This window comes from Aeromonas sp. ASNIH1, assembly GCF_002934285.1.
Taxonomy (GTDB): Bacteria; Pseudomonadota; Gammaproteobacteria; order Enterobacterales; family Aeromonadaceae; genus Aeromonas; species Aeromonas caviae.
The window spans coordinates 3,688,791-3,706,789 of the sequence record NZ_CP026228.1 but is presented as its reverse complement, the minus strand read 5'-3'; the positions used below and the strand labels follow the sequence as shown (position 1 = coordinate 3,706,789).

Here is a 17,999-nt window from a genome sequence, read left to right as displayed (position 1 = left end):
ATCACTCCAGTTCGAAGTCGAAGTTCGGCTTGGCCCCAGCTTGTACAACCCTAATGGTTCGACCTTGGGATCTGTCTGGCGAGCCGACCTGATCAAAAAGGAACTGAGCTAGTGGGTCGAACAAGTAAATTGTCAGCGCGTTGAGAACACCACGCCCTCCGCTGCTTCGATCGACCATGCCAACGATCGACTGCAGCGCCTTGGTCTCGTCAACGAATTGCAGCGCAGAAGCCCCCCATTTTTCGCTGAGGCGGTGCCGTAGTGGCTCGAGCTTTGATCGAGCAATGTCGACGAGAAACTTGTCGTCCGCCATGAAGTTGAAGGGAATGATGTTCCCCTCGCCGATACGGCCAAGCAATTCCGGCCGCTTCAGTTCATTCACAAAGTGCGCACGGACTCTCTCGACAAACGCTGATCCCGCGTCCGGGTTGTCCGCTTCGATTTGCGCCGCCCCAATGTTCGACGTGAACACGATAACGGTGTCGGAAAACAGAACGGTATCTCCCTTACCGTCAGTCAGTCTTCCGTCCTCCAGGATCTGAAGGAACTTATCAAGAATCCTCGGGTGCGCCTTCTCGATCTCGTCGAACAGAAGCAAAGAGAATGGGCGCTTCTTCACTGCATTGGTGAGCTGCCCCCCTTCTTCATAGCCAACGTAGCCTGGAGGCGCTCCGACCAAGCGCTGATCAGCATGCTCGTGATTGAACTCCGACATATCGAATCGGAGACAAGCCTCATCATCACCGAACAGAAACTGCGCGAGGGCTTTGGCCAGCTCTGTCTTGCCCACGCCAGTAGGGCCGACAAAGAACAATACGCCTTTCGGTGTTCTTTGCTTGCTGGAATGCTGTAGCCCTGACAATCCGGTGTATGCCCGAACCAGGATCTGATTGACTGCATCGATTGCTTGATCTTGGCCTTTGACTCGGACTTTCAGTGTCTCGACAGCCTTGCCAAGTTTGTCCCGGTTTAATTGCTCCCACGGGCTATGGCGCTCACCGTAGCGATACATGCTGACTAACGACTCAGCGCTCATCTTCGGCAGCTGGCGCGAAAGCTTCGCAAGATTGTGAATGTCGCGAAGTGTGAGTCCCTCTAGGGAATCGACAATATCCGCGAGGACTCGGCTCTTAGGAAGCACTGGCGGCTCAACACTGAGTACAGAAGAAAGCTGAAGCACGGCAGCCTCCCGCACTACACGAGATGGCAGAGGGACATTGATTTCTTTGAACAGAGGGTTATTCAGATAGAGCGATGGCGGCAAGACCGAGAGCCCCTGACACAGAAAGACCATCAGTGTTTGCGGCCTATCTACATCGGCCGGGCTGAGCGTAATTTTCGCATCCCTGGTCGCCTTGCCCATCATCAGCAACCATCCTCTTTCGGCTTCGCTCAGGGCATTGGCTTGTCCAAACAGGAGATGTGACCAGTCCAAAACGAACGCAACGCGATCTGGACCAGACTGCTTCATCGAGCGCGAAACCACCGACAGAAAGTCCTGTGGGGTTACCTCAAGTGAACCCGTTTCCTGAGCTTGGCGACTGGGGGCGAGCGGTTCGCCCATGTCGTAGTCTTCTCCTGCCGCAGGAGGTGCAGTGGCAACGGCAGACGCCGCCAGCTCTCGCCAGGTTCTCGAGTCGACGCCGGAAACGCCTGCGACACGATCCCAACGGATCACGTGACGATAACCACGCTGCTTGAGAATAGTGTCCACTGCGTCGGGCACGCTCTGCCAACGATCAAGCGAGCTTGGATCAGCCACCACATCGACAACATTGCCGTGCAGGATGATCCCTCTCCGAATGCCGCATTCCCGAAGGAAAGCGTCTTGCCAAGATGTTTGTCCAGATGCCATTTACTTCTCCCTTGTCATGCCAGGCTGTGGCTTGGCATCGCTGTCCTTGTCATCCGGGTTCTCCCAAATCGTGCGTTCGGTGGAAAGCTGTATTCCATAGATTGATTGCAGTCGCGGCAGGACCGTATCGATGTCTTTCTTGCACGCAGCGCCGTGATAGTGATCAAACTTGTAATTCAGCTTTCCGCTGAGCTCTACCTTGAACTCTGCCTGGGCACCAGCGGGGCGTTTTCCGCGAATCAGTACCTCGTTGGAGCTACCTTCGCGAACGAGTCGAGGCTTTTCCGTGACAAACCCAGCGTCCTCCAGTGCGCGGTATACGGCCTGCACAACCTCACGCCTGCAACTCTCATCAACCACGACAGCATCGAGATCTCGGGTGACTTCAACCAATCGCCTAGATACCTCTTCGGGCGACATCGCGCTGGTTGAATTGAGCATCGATCCCAATGCTTGAGCGCGCTCTGCTGCTCCGCCACCGACGGATGCGATCTGCTCACGACATAATTGCAATGCATCCGCTGACGCACTTTCCTCTGCTGCTTTGGACTCCTTCTCTCTGATCTGCCGAGATCGCTGCTCGTACTCGGCCTTGATCGTTCCAATCGCCGTTCGAAGCTCAGCGATCGACGTATGGCTATTCACCCCCATCAGGCGTGCCCGAGCTTCGGACAGCGATTTGAAAGCCAACTGCCTGGCCAATGGGTCTGCCCAACGCATCAACTCGTCTTGCCACGCGGTTTCCAACTCGTCCCGCGCCTTAGCCTCTTGTTCGACTCTACGGCGAGCCTCTTCTCTGGCTGCTTCTTCGGCTTGGCGTTGTGCCTCGATGTATGCATGTCTCATTCCTCGTGCATGTCGTGGCAGTGCATGCACCTGTCGCCCTAACTCAATGCTGCGGTCTCGCGCTGCGGCAGGATCGCTCTTGACAAGACGTGTCAGACTTGCCAGCTCCCTCTCCAGCTCAGAGAACTCTGCCTGAACGTATTCGTTAAGGCCTTGGCTTTGCACATCTTCCAGAATGCCGCGATATCGCGCGAGGTAAGTGCAAGTCGTCTCTCGAACACGCTGGTTAAAAAGATCCTGACGCCGTTGGCGTTCGATCTGATAGCGTGCCTCGTCATGTCTGCTCATTTGCGTTTTCCTCCTGCGTCGCGACGCCCTGTCTGATTTGGACTTCCGCCTCTATACTCTTCCGGCAGCATGGCAGTGATGTTCTCTGCACGTGCCTTGTTTCTAAAGTTTCTGTCACCGGTCACCACGATGACGTCACTCAGCCGGAGATAGAGCGCCACCGACAAGATTCGATTGTCTGATGTTGGCTCCCAGTCTGGCGGTAAAAGATCCAGCACCTCAGACTCGTAGCGGATGGCTTGCCTGGCACGCTCCAAAGAACGAATTGCAGCCCGCGCCTTCTGGGCTCTTTCCTCTTCGGGGGAGTCCTTGATTCCGTCCAGTTCCTCAAGCACCCGTCGGGCAACAACAGGGATGTCGTTTCGACGCATAGTAGTAAGAAGATCGGGAGCCAACATCAAGGCATTGGTATCCAGCACGATTAGCCTTTGGCCGGTCGTTGTCGGGTGCGCAAGTTTCCGCACGGCCAAGTCGCGCCATGAACCGACCAATGCATCAAATTGATGAATTGGCAAAAGTGTGTCGCCCGTGAGAGATCTCCGCATATTGAGAACACTCGAGCAAGCCTCCTGCCACTTTTTGACGCTGGCCAGAGCAGAAGTCTTTACGCCTTGAAGGCTAAGGCTTCCATCGGAAGCATCCTGAAGGGATTTCAAACCGACATCGCGCAGTACAGCTTGGTGAGCAGACCTAATCGCCGTCAATGGTTGCGAATAAGAATGGGGACCATGAAGGGCCAAACTGGAATCGGTCAGGACTTGGGCGACCCAGGTCTGCAGAAGCGCATCGCCAATCACGGCATCAGGCAGGGATAGCGATGGCCCGACAGCTCTGCGAAGCGATTCAAGGGACTCGGTATCAGAGATCGGATGGCAGTGCTTCAAAAGAGCAGACTTGATCTCATCCGACTGATTTGGCATCAGCCGTTCGGCTCCGGCGAAATAGGCCAACATCTCGGCGAGATCAACATCATCAGCCAAGCGATCGATCGCCGACATCAGCCGATCCGCCAAGGCGCTATACCAGCCTGCTCGCCAACCATCCCCAGCGTCGGGTGAAAAGCGCTCCAGCGCGGTGATGAAATCAGAGGCGTCTGTGAGCAACTCGCCGATAGGCAATGCCTCGACTCGCGATCGCCAGCGCAAAATGGTTTCCTGTGGCGCTTCCCACAGCGAAGCGATCGCGTAGGCGTCGGCAGGCTGTGCCGAACTCAAGGCGGTACTCAACTCGGTCTGCACAGTTTGCCAAACGCGCGCGCTGGAACCTTTCTCGGCAGTTAGCGTGAGCACTGCACGACGCTCCTGGCCCGCCCAAAAGACTCGCGACGATCCAGTCATTCGCACCTCTGGTGAGTGATCGTCTTTGCGAAGCACCAATCCGTCGAATCCTGGGGGCAGATCCGGTGGTGGAGCCATTTCAAGCCAGATCGTTCCCTGTTGAGATGGCAACCGGCGAAGGCCATGATCTGCACCTCTGAACAGCGCAGTCAACCGCTGGAAGACATGACCGTCTTTTTTCAGCAGAACGATGTCTTCGCCAATGTGATTTTCCAGTTGCTCCTCATCAACCAATACGCGCAGCACTGCCCTCGATAGGGTCGCCTTGTTACGATCAACTGGAGAGTCTGCGTCCAGCAGAGCAATCGCAACAGCACTGCGGACGCTTGCTTCACTGAGCGCTGGCCAGTCGAAAGCTGCCTCACTTGCGAGGATTGGCTCTAGAACGTGTTCCCAGATCACATCGGGATTTGCCGCGGCTAGCCATCGCTGAAAGTCAGGCGAACCCTTCGCGCTGACAGTAAGTACGCCTGACTCATCGCACTCCAACGTGACTTGATGCTGCTCCCAAACAATGCCGACAACTTGGGGTTGAACGGAGTGAATCTCAGTATTCGGTGTTTTCCAAGCGTGCCGCTCTTTTTCAACAGACTCCCGAACCAACGCGGAGCAATCGGAAGGCTCAAGCACAGCACCTGCGATGAACGGACGGCTAGGTGATCTTGATAGCCGAGTTTCACTTCGATGAGGCTTGATCGAATTGGAAAGCGGATAATACAGGTGTGAGACGGACGTTTGCTGAGACCGGCTAGGTAATCGATCTCGCTCGAGAAATGTCACGCCATCGGCGGTAAGCGCAAGCTCTGCGAGCCGAAGATCCATATAGTCTTGCGATGTTGGTCCGCTCAAAACGCCCATATAGATCAGATTTTCAACGCTTGGCCCGACCAGTTCAGTGGCCGAAGCCACGCCAAGTTGATGCTCAAAAATTTGAGACAGTGTCATGTCAGCGATCCCATGGGTCGCCCGATAGCTACCGCATAGCTTCATTACCGTCCGCTCAAATACTGTCGGCGTGCGCACGGTCTGGTACGTCACCTCCGACTCCACTTCGTAGAGCGGCATGCCGACAGAGAAAGAACCCAACTTCATCGCTGATTACCTCGATTGCCGTTGCTAGGGTGCGGTGTGAACTTGCGTTGACCAGGGTTATCGTTTCGCATAAGTCGGCTCGCCGGAATCAGACGGGCGTCTCTATCCAGCTGATCGAGAATGTCCTTATAGACCGTGCGTGTCGTTGAGCCCTCCCGATCCATATGCGGTAGCGTTACCTCATATGACTCATACATGCTTCTTGCACCAAAAACAATCAGTAGCTCCTGCGCTCGAGAGAAGGCAACGTTGATGAACTCGTATCGTGCGACATTCGCACGGCTAGATCTGCGCCTTGCCATACCCTGACTTCTGGTGTCGATTCCGTCATTGCGAACCAGACTAACAAGAATGATTGGCTTCTCCTTACCCTGATACCGTATTACGGTGTTGACCTCTACATCCAGGCATTCGAATCGCCCGGAAGGTTTGACCGTACGGATCGCCTCTCGGATTAACCGGCATTGACGCGCGTAGAAGGAAACCACGCCGACTTGACGCCGCTTTTGAGGTGAATATCCAAGAAGGGCGCTCTGCTTGTCGAGCTGAAGCAATGTGTGGGCAATCAACTGTGCTTCGAGGCGGTTGCTACGCGCAGGTTTACCCGCTGCGTCCATGTCCTCCTTGTGGATCTGCCCTTCCAAATTGCGAGATGTATCCACCCACAGTACGTGGTCACCCTCGTGAACGACTTTCTCTTTTTCTGCACGAGGAATTTCTGAGGACGGCAAACTAATGTTCTTGGAAATTCGATTGCCCCCACCATCAAGCGCGGGCTTGACGATAGATTTCCCATCTGCGTCGACCAGAACCAGCCCATGATTGCGATCGTAATTCGGGAACTCTAGCCCGCAGGTCAGGCGGCGCTCATAGAAATGGTTCACCATTGCCATGATCTGCGGATGCATACGGAACTGGACCTCGAGGCGTGCGCGTATCGCATCATCTGCCGCTTCAAAGTGCGACTTGAACAAGGATGCCGTAACCATCTTTTCGAATCGGTGCAGATTTTGCCCGGTCAAAGCCGTTCGACTCTCTTGCTCGTCTTGCTCCGCCTCTTCAACAACGTCGCTGAATGTCTGGGCATTTGCCCCCTCCTGAAACAATGGTGGAAGCTGACGGTGATCACCCACCAAGATTGAGCGCCGCGCACGCATTAGAGGTAGCAGCATCTCCAGAGGAGTCGCCTTGCTGACTTCATCGATTATCGCAACGTCAAAACTTACCTGACCAGAGTCTTCGAGCGTTTGTTCACGTTCATTGCATGTGATGGCGACGACGTTGCACTGCGGCACATAGACTTCTTTGAAGTGCTCCCAATCAGACTGTGCTGAAGCTGGTCTGCGAAGATCATTCACCCAGTCCTGGATCAGTTGCCCCCACACATATTGCTCACCCTTCTGATTTTGTATTTGTTCCTCCAGCGTGCGGACCTCGCCTTGGCGAACCAAGATTTCTTGGCTGAGCAAGGCAGCGACATCGACCGGGTTGTCATTCGCGGAGTTTTCTACTGCCTGCGCAAGAAGAAGCTCTGATGCACGGGCAAGAGAACTTGTCAGAGGCTGATTTACCCTCGGCTCTGTCCTGATGTGCTGCTCGAGTTCCTGTTCGCGCTGCCGCCATTCAGATTCATCGATTTCCGGAACCTCACAGAGATCAATGAGCCTGTGCACCTCTGCAATCAGTCGTTCCAAAGCCTGATCAATGGCCGCATTGCTGGTACGTAATGCGGCCAAACGATCGGCAAGCTCTGCGCCAACCTGTTCTGCGTTGTCGATGGCCGAACACCAGCGATCAGCGTCCACGAAGAGAGCGCTGTACAGATCGGCACTCAGCCCACCGGCAGAACTGTTTCGGAGTTGCTTGATCTCCTGACGCTTGGCTCTCCAGGCCGAGACCAAGCTATCGTCATCGTCAACCCGCTCAGCCAGGGCCTTTTCTTCGGCCTCCAGTTCCGCAATGCGAATAGCCACATCAGGACTCTGTAGAGATCGGGGCCCCGCCGCATACAAGCGAGCCACATCCTTCTCCAGTTCTTGTTCACGTGTCCTCAACTTGCGCCAACACCTCACCAGTCCTGCAAGCATTTGAGGACGTTGTTGTGGCACGGCGTCCCAATCGGCCTTCGAGACCGGGAGCTTTGTTCGCGCTGCCGTCAACCCGAAGAGGCTGGACGCTAGCTCTGATGACAGTGGTTCAGGCAGCGGCCCCCCATCTGCAACATCCTCTTCGCCTGTCACCAAGAGTTCACTTAGGGTCGAAAGGCGGTTCCGCTTTCGTTTCGCGTCCTCGTGATTCTGTGCCTGCTCCTGCAGCTTTTGCCACGCCAAGTCTCTCTCAAGCTTTGCCCGGACAAGACCTTGCTCATATAGATCAATACCTCTTTGTGCTTCGACAATGTCGCGGCGCACATACTCGGCTCTGTTCAGCCAGGACTGAAGCCGACTCATCCGATCGGCAGTTTCACGCCAAGGCTTCAAGAATCGGTTGCTCGCATGCTCCGCCAGGGATGAGTAATACCGGGACAAAGCCGCTTGCTGGACAAAGTACTTTCCATCACCAGAGACTTTATCTAGGTCACGTGCCAAACGAATAACTCGCAAATCAGGATGTTTGCCGAGCCGTTCTAGTGCGTTGTCAACGGCCGTGTGGGCTTGACTGGCCAGCAGTACGCGCTCACCGCGACGGGCCAATTGCATGATGGCCTCCGCGATCACGGTTGTCTTACCTGTACCCGGCGGCCCTTGAATCAGGCACAGGTCAGGCGCGGTCAAGATCTTCTCGACTGCCTCTTTCTGGAATGGGTTCAGATCATCTCGGAACCAGTGCGTGATCGATTCTTTGGCTGAAGGCTTCTTAGCTTGTCGGGCATCAAACAGGTAGGAGGAGAGGTAAGGGGCATAGCCTCCTTGATCTTGCAAGCGCTTGATCGCCATCTCATGGCGGCGAATCAAAGCAAGATCACCCGCAGCCGATACGGACAAGAACCCTTGCTCGGGGATTCTGGAAAGGATCATCTGGCGAATGTTCGCCAAGTCTTCCACAACTGTTAGCTGATTCTGGTCGTCTTCAGAGAGAGCAACCACGACTTCAGCGAGGTGTGGCTCATTCCATTCGCAGTCCTTGATCTTCTCCTTGTGTGGTGCGATCTTCGCCATCGCCTCAGGTTGGCCGAGCTCAAAACCTCTCGGAGCACGCTTTGCCCCTTCCCGATCGCTGATTCGAAAGGCCCAGGGATCGACAGATACATTAAGGTCAAATACCATAACGTCTTGACGTGAGAGCGACCGATGAACTTCGCGCAGGGACTGCTCGCTCTCGCCAATCACTCTGAAGAGGATCCTGTCCTCTTGCCACTCACGCTGAATGAACCTCAACCCACGGGTTTTCTCCGACACGAGCTTGCGTTTCCACTTCAGGAATTCGGTCCAATCGACCAATTTCTCCCGGGTGGTGATTGAAATGGGAGGTAGCTCGAATGCCAACTCACGGGTCAAGGCATTGTTGTTGCGTTGGATTCGTGGCAGCTGCGGGTTTTCCTGATATACCACCACCGAAAGGCTGCGCTCATAGCTGTGCCCAGACGCATCAGCGACTTCAAACAAGTCCTGAACCATGAACACAGGGCTGGGAACGCGAGTCGGCCAGAAGCCCCTTACCGCCAGCGAACAGCCTCTTGGAAACGGCCAGGGCTGTTCAGGATTGATGACCGGACGAAGCGCAAGGATCAAGTTGTCGTCGGGGCGGTTTTCGATGCTGAGGTTAGCCGCGTGGTATTCCATGGGCATCCCATGCGGAAACAGCAGATTCAAGACGCCTTCAATTCCATCGCCCTCACCCAGAAAATCCCGGAACTGAGAATGTCGGCGCGCAAGGTCACTAACTACACGGACGACTTTGTTGCGATTTTTTTCGTCAACCCAAACGTAAATATTAGCCATTCGAATGCGTTCACTCATGAGTGAGAATTGAGGCGACTTACACGTATGCTTTTTCCATCATATCGCCGAGATCACAGAGCCATGGCTAACCGGTGCAAACGCAGGAGTGCTAGCTTTGTGTTCACCGCAAGAATGTGATTGTTCTTGGAGCAAACACGTCGTTTTGGGATAGCCCAAATTGCACACTTTGTACTCACTATGCAATATTCTACCGGACGTGACCCTTCGCAATAACTCATTGATGGAAAAGCGATAAGCTTCTTGTGGAACCAAAATACTATAAAACCATATCCCTTTAAAGGCCTGTATAAATTCACATGTCACATTTTCAGGCAGAAGTTGGCTCCCCCCCCCCCGCTTTTACCGCGCCACCCGCTCCCAAAAGTAGCGCCCCCTCTCCCTTGATGTGGATTCAACTCACTCACGGCGCTGGCCAGCTGGCCGTAGAGCTCCTTCCAGACTACGTAGGCGGTGGCCTTTTCTACTTCACATCACTCTTGTTGACCTGTACCTTCAAGCTCAAGAGTGCAGACCTACAAATGCGACCAAGTTAACCATGGCACCATGATGTCCGACTTCTCCGCACATCCGGCAACCTGATTACCCATGATTAGCAGTCAGTTACCACGAACTATACTGATCTTACGTACAGTTATCGAGGTGCGAGATCATGGCCAAAAGCAAAATCCAATTCCAGAAAGGCTACAGCCTGTTTGAGTTTCTCAAGGACTATGGCACTGAGGCTCAGTGCGAAAACGCGCTGTTCACTTGGCGTTTTCCTAACGGCTTTGTCTGCCCTGAATGTGCCAACAAGACCTGTTGTCGCCTGAGAAGGCGGCCACGTGTGTGGCAATGCAATCACTGCCGTCACCAGATGTCATTGACTGGAAACACGATTTTCGCAAACACCAAGCTCCCACTGACCAAGTGGTTTCTGGCAATGCACCTGTTGTCACAAACCAAAACAGGCTTGTCAGCGATGGAGCTAAAGCGCCAGTTGGGCGTCAAATATGACACCGCCTGGATGCTCAAGCACAAGCTGCTGCAAGCCATGAAAGAGTCCGATGACAAGCAGCCCATCAGCGGCATCATTCAGCTCGATGATGTCTACTGGGGTGGCGAGCGCCGTGGTGGTAAACGGGGTCGGGGCGCGGCAGGCAAGACGCCGTTTGTGGCAGCAGTGGCCCTGAACAAGGAAGGACATCCAATCAAGATGCGGATGACGGTGGTCGATGGTTTCAAAACCAAGTCCGTTGCTGATTGGGCAAAACGGCATATTGCCAGTGGTAGCGCGGTGATATCCGATGGATTGGCCTGTTTCAAAGCGGTCAAGGAGGCCAATTGTGAGCACCTGGGTGTTGTCACCGGGGGCAACCTGGACTGGCTGGATCATCCGGCATTCAACTGGGTAAACACGATGATAGGAAATGTGAAAAACTCGCTGCGGGGCAGTTGCCATACGCTCGGAGCGAAGCATTTACCAAGGCATCTTGCGGAATACTGCTTCCGGTTTAATCATCGTTTTGACCTCAAGAGCATGTTGGTTGAATTGGGGCATGCAGTCGTGGCAAGCCCTCCGATGCCATATCGGCTCTTGAAGCTGGCTGAGGGTCATGGGTAATCAGGTCCGGCAAAGAGAGATAGAAATAAGAAAGGCTCCCGACATGGCGGGAGCCTTGACTGTAATAAATCGTTTAATCGGAATTCGTGTTTTGGGGACGCCCGTAATTATTCTCGGCAACACTCATAACATCTGGGTGCTTTGGCGACTCACCATGCCAACGCAGCTTGGCCACCTTGCCATAATGATGAAAAAGGGTATTGGTACAAGGCTTATCAACACATTTTAAGCCGGCGAACCAACCGCAGATAACCAAAGTCAGCAATGAGATCGGTCCTGTCGAACCACCGCCACCGTTGTCACCACCATCGTTGCGGCCATCATCAGTGTTGACACCTTGCACAGTAATAACGATTGGCTGGGTAATCACATTACCGCCAGTACCGCTACGCAGACCGAGGGTGAAGCTCTTGGCACCAACGAACGCCAGATCACGGGCGGTCAAACGCACTGTGTAAGTCGGATTGCCTGCCGCATCGAGTGCTGTTTGGCCTGTAGTCGGGTCAAAGCGCACCAGTTGCGAGATACCGTCGTTGTAGTGCTGGCCAACAACAGCGCTGCCAGACTCGCTATACAGCTCTACAGAGAGACGCTTACCGGCAGCATCAGTGCCAGAGGCAGTGATGGTAACATCGATGTACGGCTTCGCATTGGTCAGGGTAGTGCCGTCTACTTTCATGGTGAAAGTGCGGTCAGCAACGTCTGCACTCGGCATGACGCCTGCACCAGTGCCTTTTGTCCATCCGTAGTAAGCACGGAGGTTGCCATCAGGCATCGTCAACAGGCGAGCGGCATCAGGGCTGTCAGGGTTGTTGTAGAAGTTTTGGAGCAAATATCTCTCGCTTGGGCCGTACGGGCAAATATCCCCTTGGTCAATGGCGGAAGGACTGCCACCGAACATGTTGTTCTTGGTCAGATCACCGTAACCACACATCAGACGACCAGCCCAGATGCCCCCTTGGTCGCAGAATCCTTCTGCACCTTTACGGTTGTAAAGATCTTTTGCGCCGAACAGGTGGAAGGCTTCATGTGCGTAGGTATCAGGGGTGGCGTCATAACGACTCACCATAAAATCAGCGCCGGAAGTAGCCATCCCATCAAACTTGCCATCTGGGCCGCCCTTGGTGGTGATCCACATATCGGCACCAGAGCTGTGCGCAGCGAAGGTCAGGTCTTGAATGTCCTGCTCGTTGGTGCATACACCGTCCCACAGCGGAGGCGCCATGATGCCGAAGTTCGGGCCATAAGAGCTACGAACACCGATAACCTTTTCGTTGAGCAGAACAACCGCGGCTGAGTAGCCTGTTTTACACGTCGGGTGCAGGACGGTATCACTCATAACGAGGATCTGCTTCACCTCGAAATGCAGGTTCTCAGGATTGCCATTTTTGACGATGCCGGTGCGTTGACTAGTGTAATACTCGTCCATAGCCGCTACGCGCTGGTGAATAGTGTTAAACACTTTTTCGGCACCATCTTGATCAACGATGGATTTAGGAACCATTACGTTTACATCAATAACCGTAGTGGCCATCACCGCATTGCTTGCAACCAAGGTTGCAGCCATAAGGAGTAGCTTTGACATCAATAGTTTATCCGGAACTAGTATAACCATATGAAACCGCAAACAATACTCCAACGAATCCAATTTGCAATGCGTGACATGATGTTTTTAAAAAAACGTCATGATTTGTGAACGGATTCACAATCCCATGAAACACAAAGACTTTATTAACTCTCTGCTTAACCCCCACTTTATTACCCCCTCGGGGCTAACCTAGCCAATCACTTTTACAACTTTACCAATAATGAATAGCACCACCCGTTGACTTAACAGCACGAACACACTCTATACCCAACTATCGAGAGCTAAAACGAGCCATAATTGTTATTGAAATTTACATGTCATGACCATAAGCCATATTATTCCATAGCCATTTTTATTGCTTTTATAATACACAAAAACAATTATTAAATTGATTTTAGCAGTATGAAAATGACGACTTGTTTTTCTATATCATAAAAGCAAGCCGTCTAAAAATATGGTAAGTTGACACATATACCAATCATGTTTAACCTCCTAAAAAACAGGAGGCTATATGAACAACAACGAACCAGCACTAATAAGAACCAAAACATTATTAAAAAAACTTGGCATATCCAGATCGACGCTGTACAGATTGTACAGATCTAGGGAAGGTGCGAATAAGCGGGGAAATTCTTCTCGGCTGACTCAGTCATTTCATTTTTTCAGTTTGAGCCGATCTTTTCTCCCGTAAATGCCTTGAATCAGCCTATTTAGACCGTTTCTTCGCCATTTAAGGCGTTATTCCCAGTTTTTAGTGAGATCTCTCCCACTGACGTATCATTTGGTCCGCCCGAAACAGGTTGGCCAGCGTGAATAACATCGCCAGTTGGTTATCGTTTTTCAGCAACCCCTTGTATCTGGCTTTCACGAAGCCGAACTGTCGCTTGATGATGCGAAATGGGTGCTCCACCTTGGCCCGGATGCTGGCTTTCATGTATTCGATGTTGATGGCCGTTTTGTTCTTGCGTGGATGCTGTTTCAAGGTTCTTACCTTGCCGGGGCGCTCGGCGATCAGCCAGTCCACATCCACCTCGGCCAGCTCCTCGCGCTGTGGCGCCCCTTGGTAGCCGGCATCGGCTGAGACAAATTGCTCCTCTCCATGCAGCAGATTACCCAGCTGATTGAGGTCATGCTCGTTGGCCGCGGTGGTGACTAGGCTGTGGGTCAGGCCACTCTTGGCATCGACACCAATGTGGGCCTTCATGCCAAAGTGCCACTGATTGCCTTTCTTGGTCTGATGCATCTGCGGATCGCGTTGCTGCTCTTTGTTCTTGGTCGAGCTGGGTGCCTCAATGATGGTGGCATCGACCAAGGTGCCTTGAGTCATCATGACGCCTGCTTCGGCCAGCCAGCGATTGATGGTCTTGAACAATTGGCGGGCCAGTTGATGCTGCTCCAGCAGGTGGCGGAAATTCATGATGGTGGTGCGGTCCGGCAAGGCGCTATCCAGGGATAACCGGGCAAACAGACGCATGGAGGCGATTTCGTACAGAGCATCTTCCATCGCGCCATCGCTCAGGTTGTACCAATGCTGCATGCAGTGAATGCGTAGCATGGTTTCCAGCGGATAAGGTCGCCGGCCATTACCAGCCTTGGGATAAAACGGCTCGATGACTTCCACCATGTTTTGCCATGGCAGAATCTGCTCCATGCGGGACAAGAAAATCTCTTTTCTGGTCTGACGGCGCTTACTGCTGAATTCACTGTCGGCGAAGGTGAGCTGATGACTCATGATGAACCCTTTTTCATGGCTCCAGATGACAAACATGATCTCATATCAGGGACTTGTTCGCACCTTCCCTAGGGAAAGTGCGAACAAGTATCCCAAGAACAAAAAATGAAAATTTTAGTCATTTAATATCAATGGGTTACCAGTAAATGCTCTCGTGCCATATGACTTATTCGCACCTTCCCTAGTTATCACCTGACACCGGCCTCAAACCGGTGTCTTGTTTACGCTACTTTAGTGCGCACTTCCTTCGGTATCAATTTCAGACCCTTCTTGAACATGCTGTAAGGCGTCTGTCCCTCCATCATCCTGCCCTGATGTGGCCGCTGGGTGTTGTAGTGTTCCAGGTAGCTATCCAGGTCTGTCTGCATCTGCTCTACCGACTCATACCAGGTCGTCCTCCCCTTGATACGGAAGTGTTCATCCAGCAGTGTGCGATGCAGCCGTTCGATAAAGCCGTTGCTCTGCGGCCTGCGTACCTTGGTTGTCCGGTGCTCAATCCCCTCCAGTTGCAGGAACAGCTCGTAGGGATGGTGGTCAGCTCGTCCACAGAACTCGCGCCCGTTATCCGACAGGATGGTATAGACCCGTGCCTCGTGGGCCTCGAAAAACGGCAGTACCGTTTCATTGAGCACATGAATCGAGGTCACCGGCAGCTTGCTGGTGTAGAGCCGTCCCCAGGCGTGGCGGCTATAGCAGTCCAGCACGGTTTGCAGATACACCTTGCCAACCCCCTTGAGCGCGCCGACGAAGAAGGTGTCGACCGCCACCAGTTCTCCGGTGTAGTGAACCTCAATCTGGCGTTCGCGAAACTCGGGGCTGAAGCGTTCGAGCAGGCGAATCTGCTCGTCATTGAGCTCAATGGTCTGCTCCCGGTGAGTTTTCTCAAGGCGCAGCAAGCGGTCGTGTTTGGAGAGCAAGTCGTGCCGTTGCCACACGCCACGCACACCGCCCGCACTGACATTGATGCCTTGCAGAGCCAGTTCTTGCGCGACCCGCAGCGGGCCATGAGTTGGTCTGGTGAGGGAGTAATCGAGGATGGCCTGTTCAATCTCGGGAGCGACCCGATTGGGATGAGCCCCTTTACAGCCGGGCAATTTGTCGAGCAATCCCTCGGCGCCATAGGTCTGGTAATTACGGCGAATTTCGTAGAACTGCTGACGGCTGTAGCCGATGAGCTTGCAGGCTTTGCTGACATTATTGAGCTCTTTGGCGAGCTCTAGCAGGCTGAGTTTGCGACGTGCTACTTTCTCGTTGGTGGTCATACGGTGACTCCAGATAACACGGTAGGGGTACCGTTTTGTTATCCGGTTTGAAGCCGTATGACCACTCCCTTTTGTGGGCAACTGTCAGGTGAATACCATCTCCATACATACAGATGGATTAAAGAAGACAAATTTCCACCGCCTATCAATAACGGCTTTTATTCTGCCGCAGCGGTAAATAGCTGGATATCAAGGAAAAAGGACTCATCTTAGATGATGAATCACACCATCTTATGGGTCAGTTATATTTAAATATCCTGTAAGGATTTTACTGCTTCCATTAATTTTGTATCCCATAACTCATATGCCTCACGTTGCTCATCAATCCAATCATGGAGATTGTAAATAGCCATGACACCCGCCATCCTGTGGCCAAGAATTTTTTCGGTTACCTGTGGTAGAACTCGTTCTTCCGATAAACGCGTACTCAACGTCCGACGCATGTCGTGCATACGCCAATATGGCAGTTCCAGTTTATCTCTCACCCGCTCTGCAAGCTGGATAAGAGATGCACTACTTAATGGCATCTTTGGATTCACAGGTGAGCGACATACAGGGCCGCCCTTTAACCGAGATTTCGCTGCCGCTTCTTGCAGCAACATCATCACCCGGGTAGGAATAGGCCGACGTATTGGCGCCCCACTTTTGGCACGAGCAGCGGGAACCGTCCAAATTTGCTCCTCCAGATTAAACTCACTCCACTGCGCCCCCAATGCCTCGCCGCTGCGACAGCCCAGCAGGATCACCAGTTTGGCCGCCAATTTTAATCCGCGGCTGGCCTTACTCTGTTCGAATGCAATCCAAATCTGAGCGAGTTCACGCATGGTCAGCACGCGAGTACCTCTCTCAGGTTGAGAACCCACATCCTCCGTGCGTAATTGCAACACTGGGGAGCCGACAATCAGATTTCTCCGAATACAAAAACTAAGAATGGATTTTAACCTGCGCAATAAATGCCCTGCGTTTTTCGGCTTTTTCTTGCCAATTTTATCAAACCACTCCAGCCAGCTGGAAAACGGGATCTGTTCAACCGGAATACCAATAAACAGAGGTTCGAAATAGCGCTGCATGGTATGCTCATAAAGCATGACCGTACGGGGCCGCAGCTTGGGCAGATGATGCTCACGAAAATGCTCGCAGCACTGTTTCAGTGTGACATCATGCTTCTGGTGGAGCTTATCCCAGAAAACTCTGGGATGTTCATTACGCTCAAGTGCACCACGGATAGCAGGGATCAAAGCCCTGGCATCAGCGAGTTTAAGGTCGGGATAGCGTCCAATTTTGAGTCTCGCCGCTTTTCCTTGCCAGCGATAGCGATATTGCCATGAGATGGTGCCACGCTCGGTGACCCGAGCTGACAATCCATCACGATCTGACAATTCCGTCTTACCAAAGTAGGGCTTACCATACAGGGCACGTAGCTTCGCATCAGTAAGTGGCATATGACTCTCCTGTGATTGGCCATCTGATTTTTCACTGACACATTAACGCGCCCAGACGTGTACACAGATACGTACCAAACTGGTCTGAAACGGACTGAATCAAGATCGGACAAAGTGAGACAATCTGAGATGACACTCCGTATAACGACTTGTTTTTCAAGCATATAAACACAATTCAGAACCACGAAATGAGCCAGCAGACAAAGCCTACCTTCTATTTCCACGATTACGAAACGTGTTCATAATCAATTGATTTTAATCTTATTTAAATCCAGACAATAAAATCTGTACCATTTTTTGTACCATAATTGATTTTGAAGCATTAGGCAGGGCGGCCATCGTTCCAGATAGCGGTTCGTGATGCCGTGGAGAGGCGCAGGGCCTGCTTGAGCTGACGCACGGTCACGACCACCACTCGGTTGTCGGCCAGCGTCCACTCCGTGGCATCGGCCAGGTCATCGGCTGCGGCGATCACATCAGCCATGCGCCGCGTGCTGATCTCGTTGCCATCGAACACCAGGCCATCCACCTCGACCACCAGAGCATCTACCCGCTCCTGCCGTTCAACCTTCCATGCCTCGTAGTCGGCCAGCGCCTGCTCAGCGGCTCGGCGCTCTGACGTTATGGCTTGGCTCCAGTCAATGCTCATGACATCACCTCCGGCTCAGTCTCATACGGCGGCAGGGGAACGGGGCCAGCCATTACCGTTATCGGCACATCGAAGGCGGCGGGGAACAGTGTTTCACGCGGGGCATTCGCCCCGTGGGGTACGCGGAGGGTCAGCGATATCTCACCATCCGTTCGCGTCACATCCGATGCAATCCACGGGGAGTCGATGGCGGAAATGGGCAGGATGTCTCCCTCCCCCAGGGGGGAGAAATTCAGCGGCGTGCCGTTGAGTACCAGGGTGTCCCCATTCACATCGGCTGTCAGGCGCTCCTCGGTACTCAGGGGGCTCAATTTGATTTTCATCTACTTTTTGCCTTCAACGTTGA

Annotated in this window: 11 protein-coding genes; 1 reads left to right on the top strand and 10 read right to left on the bottom strand. The window is 53.1% G+C overall.

Features of this window, described 5'->3' with window-relative positions; all coding sequences use genetic code 11:
• Nucleotide 1: 1 nt before the first annotated feature.
• Genes C2U37_RS18125 through C2U37_RS18110 form a run of 4 tightly spaced genes read right to left on the bottom strand, consistent with a single transcriptional unit; the run spans nucleotide 2 to nucleotide 9,359 of the window.
• Nucleotides 2-1,855, bottom strand: a complete 1,854-nt coding sequence (locus C2U37_RS18125; RefSeq protein WP_104452853.1) for an AAA family ATPase — start codon at nucleotides 1,853-1,855, stop codon at nucleotides 2-4.
• Entirely contained in the window at nucleotides 1,856-2,989 is a 1,134-nt protein-coding gene (locus C2U37_RS18120) for a hypothetical protein (protein WP_104452852.1), read from the bottom strand.
• Nucleotides 2,986-5,418, bottom strand: a complete 2,433-nt coding sequence (locus C2U37_RS18115) for a PIN domain-containing protein (protein WP_104452851.1) — start codon at nucleotides 5,416-5,418, stop codon at nucleotides 2,986-2,988. Before C2U37_RS18115 ends, C2U37_RS18120 begins: the two co-directional genes overlap by 4 nt.
• Nucleotides 5,415-9,359 (bottom strand): AAA domain-containing protein, encoded by a 3,945-nt coding sequence (locus C2U37_RS18110; protein ID WP_158656281.1) that lies wholly within the window; start codon nucleotides 9,357-9,359, stop codon nucleotides 5,415-5,417. The genes C2U37_RS18115 and C2U37_RS18110 overlap by 4 nt, the downstream gene beginning before the upstream one ends.
• 670 nt (nucleotides 9,360-10,029) lie before the next feature.
• Between C2U37_RS18110 and C2U37_RS18105 the strand changes: the two genes are divergently transcribed.
• A complete protein-coding gene (locus C2U37_RS18105; RefSeq protein ID WP_005342491.1) occupies nucleotides 10,030-10,980 on the top strand; it encodes an IS1595-like element ISKpn3 family transposase in 951 nt (316 codons plus the stop codon).
• Between the two features lie 73 nt (nucleotides 10,981-11,053).
• Here the strand turns inward: C2U37_RS18105 and C2U37_RS18100 are convergent, their stop codons facing one another.
• The 6 genes from C2U37_RS18100 to C2U37_RS18070 form a co-directional block, all read right to left on the bottom strand.
• A complete protein-coding gene (locus C2U37_RS18100; protein ID WP_158656279.1) occupies nucleotides 11,054-12,565 on the bottom strand; it encodes an SVAGG family GlyGly-CTERM protein in 1,512 nt (503 codons plus the stop codon).
• A 754-nt stretch (nucleotides 12,566-13,319) separates the two neighbouring features.
• On the bottom strand, nucleotides 13,320-14,300 hold the full coding sequence (locus C2U37_RS18090; protein ID WP_026141915.1) for an IS5-like element IS5 family transposase: 981 nt from the start codon (nucleotides 14,298-14,300) through the stop codon (nucleotides 13,320-13,322).
• A gap of 221 nt (nucleotides 14,301-14,521) precedes the next feature.
• Nucleotides 14,522-15,562: an IS481-like element ISAs19 family transposase gene (locus tag C2U37_RS18085; protein ID WP_104452848.1), complete on the bottom strand. Its 1,041-nt coding sequence runs from the start codon at nucleotides 15,560-15,562 to the stop codon at nucleotides 14,522-14,524.
• A gap of 248 nt (nucleotides 15,563-15,810) precedes the next feature.
• The gene (locus C2U37_RS18080) at nucleotides 15,811-17,004 is read right to left on the bottom strand and encodes a tyrosine-type recombinase/integrase (protein WP_104452847.1); all 1,194 of its coding nucleotides are present in this window, start codon (nucleotides 17,002-17,004) and stop codon (nucleotides 15,811-15,813) included.
• 322 nt (nucleotides 17,005-17,326) lie between these two features.
• Nucleotides 17,327-17,653, bottom strand: coding sequence for a DUF4376 domain-containing protein (locus C2U37_RS18075; RefSeq protein ID WP_104452846.1), 327 nt, complete (start codon nucleotides 17,651-17,653; stop codon nucleotides 17,327-17,329).
• A complete protein-coding gene (locus C2U37_RS18070) occupies nucleotides 17,650-17,976 on the bottom strand; it encodes a hypothetical protein (RefSeq protein WP_104452845.1) in 327 nt (108 codons plus the stop codon). Before C2U37_RS18070 ends, C2U37_RS18075 begins: the two co-directional genes overlap by 4 nt.
• Nucleotides 17,977-17,999: the final 23 nt, after the last annotated feature.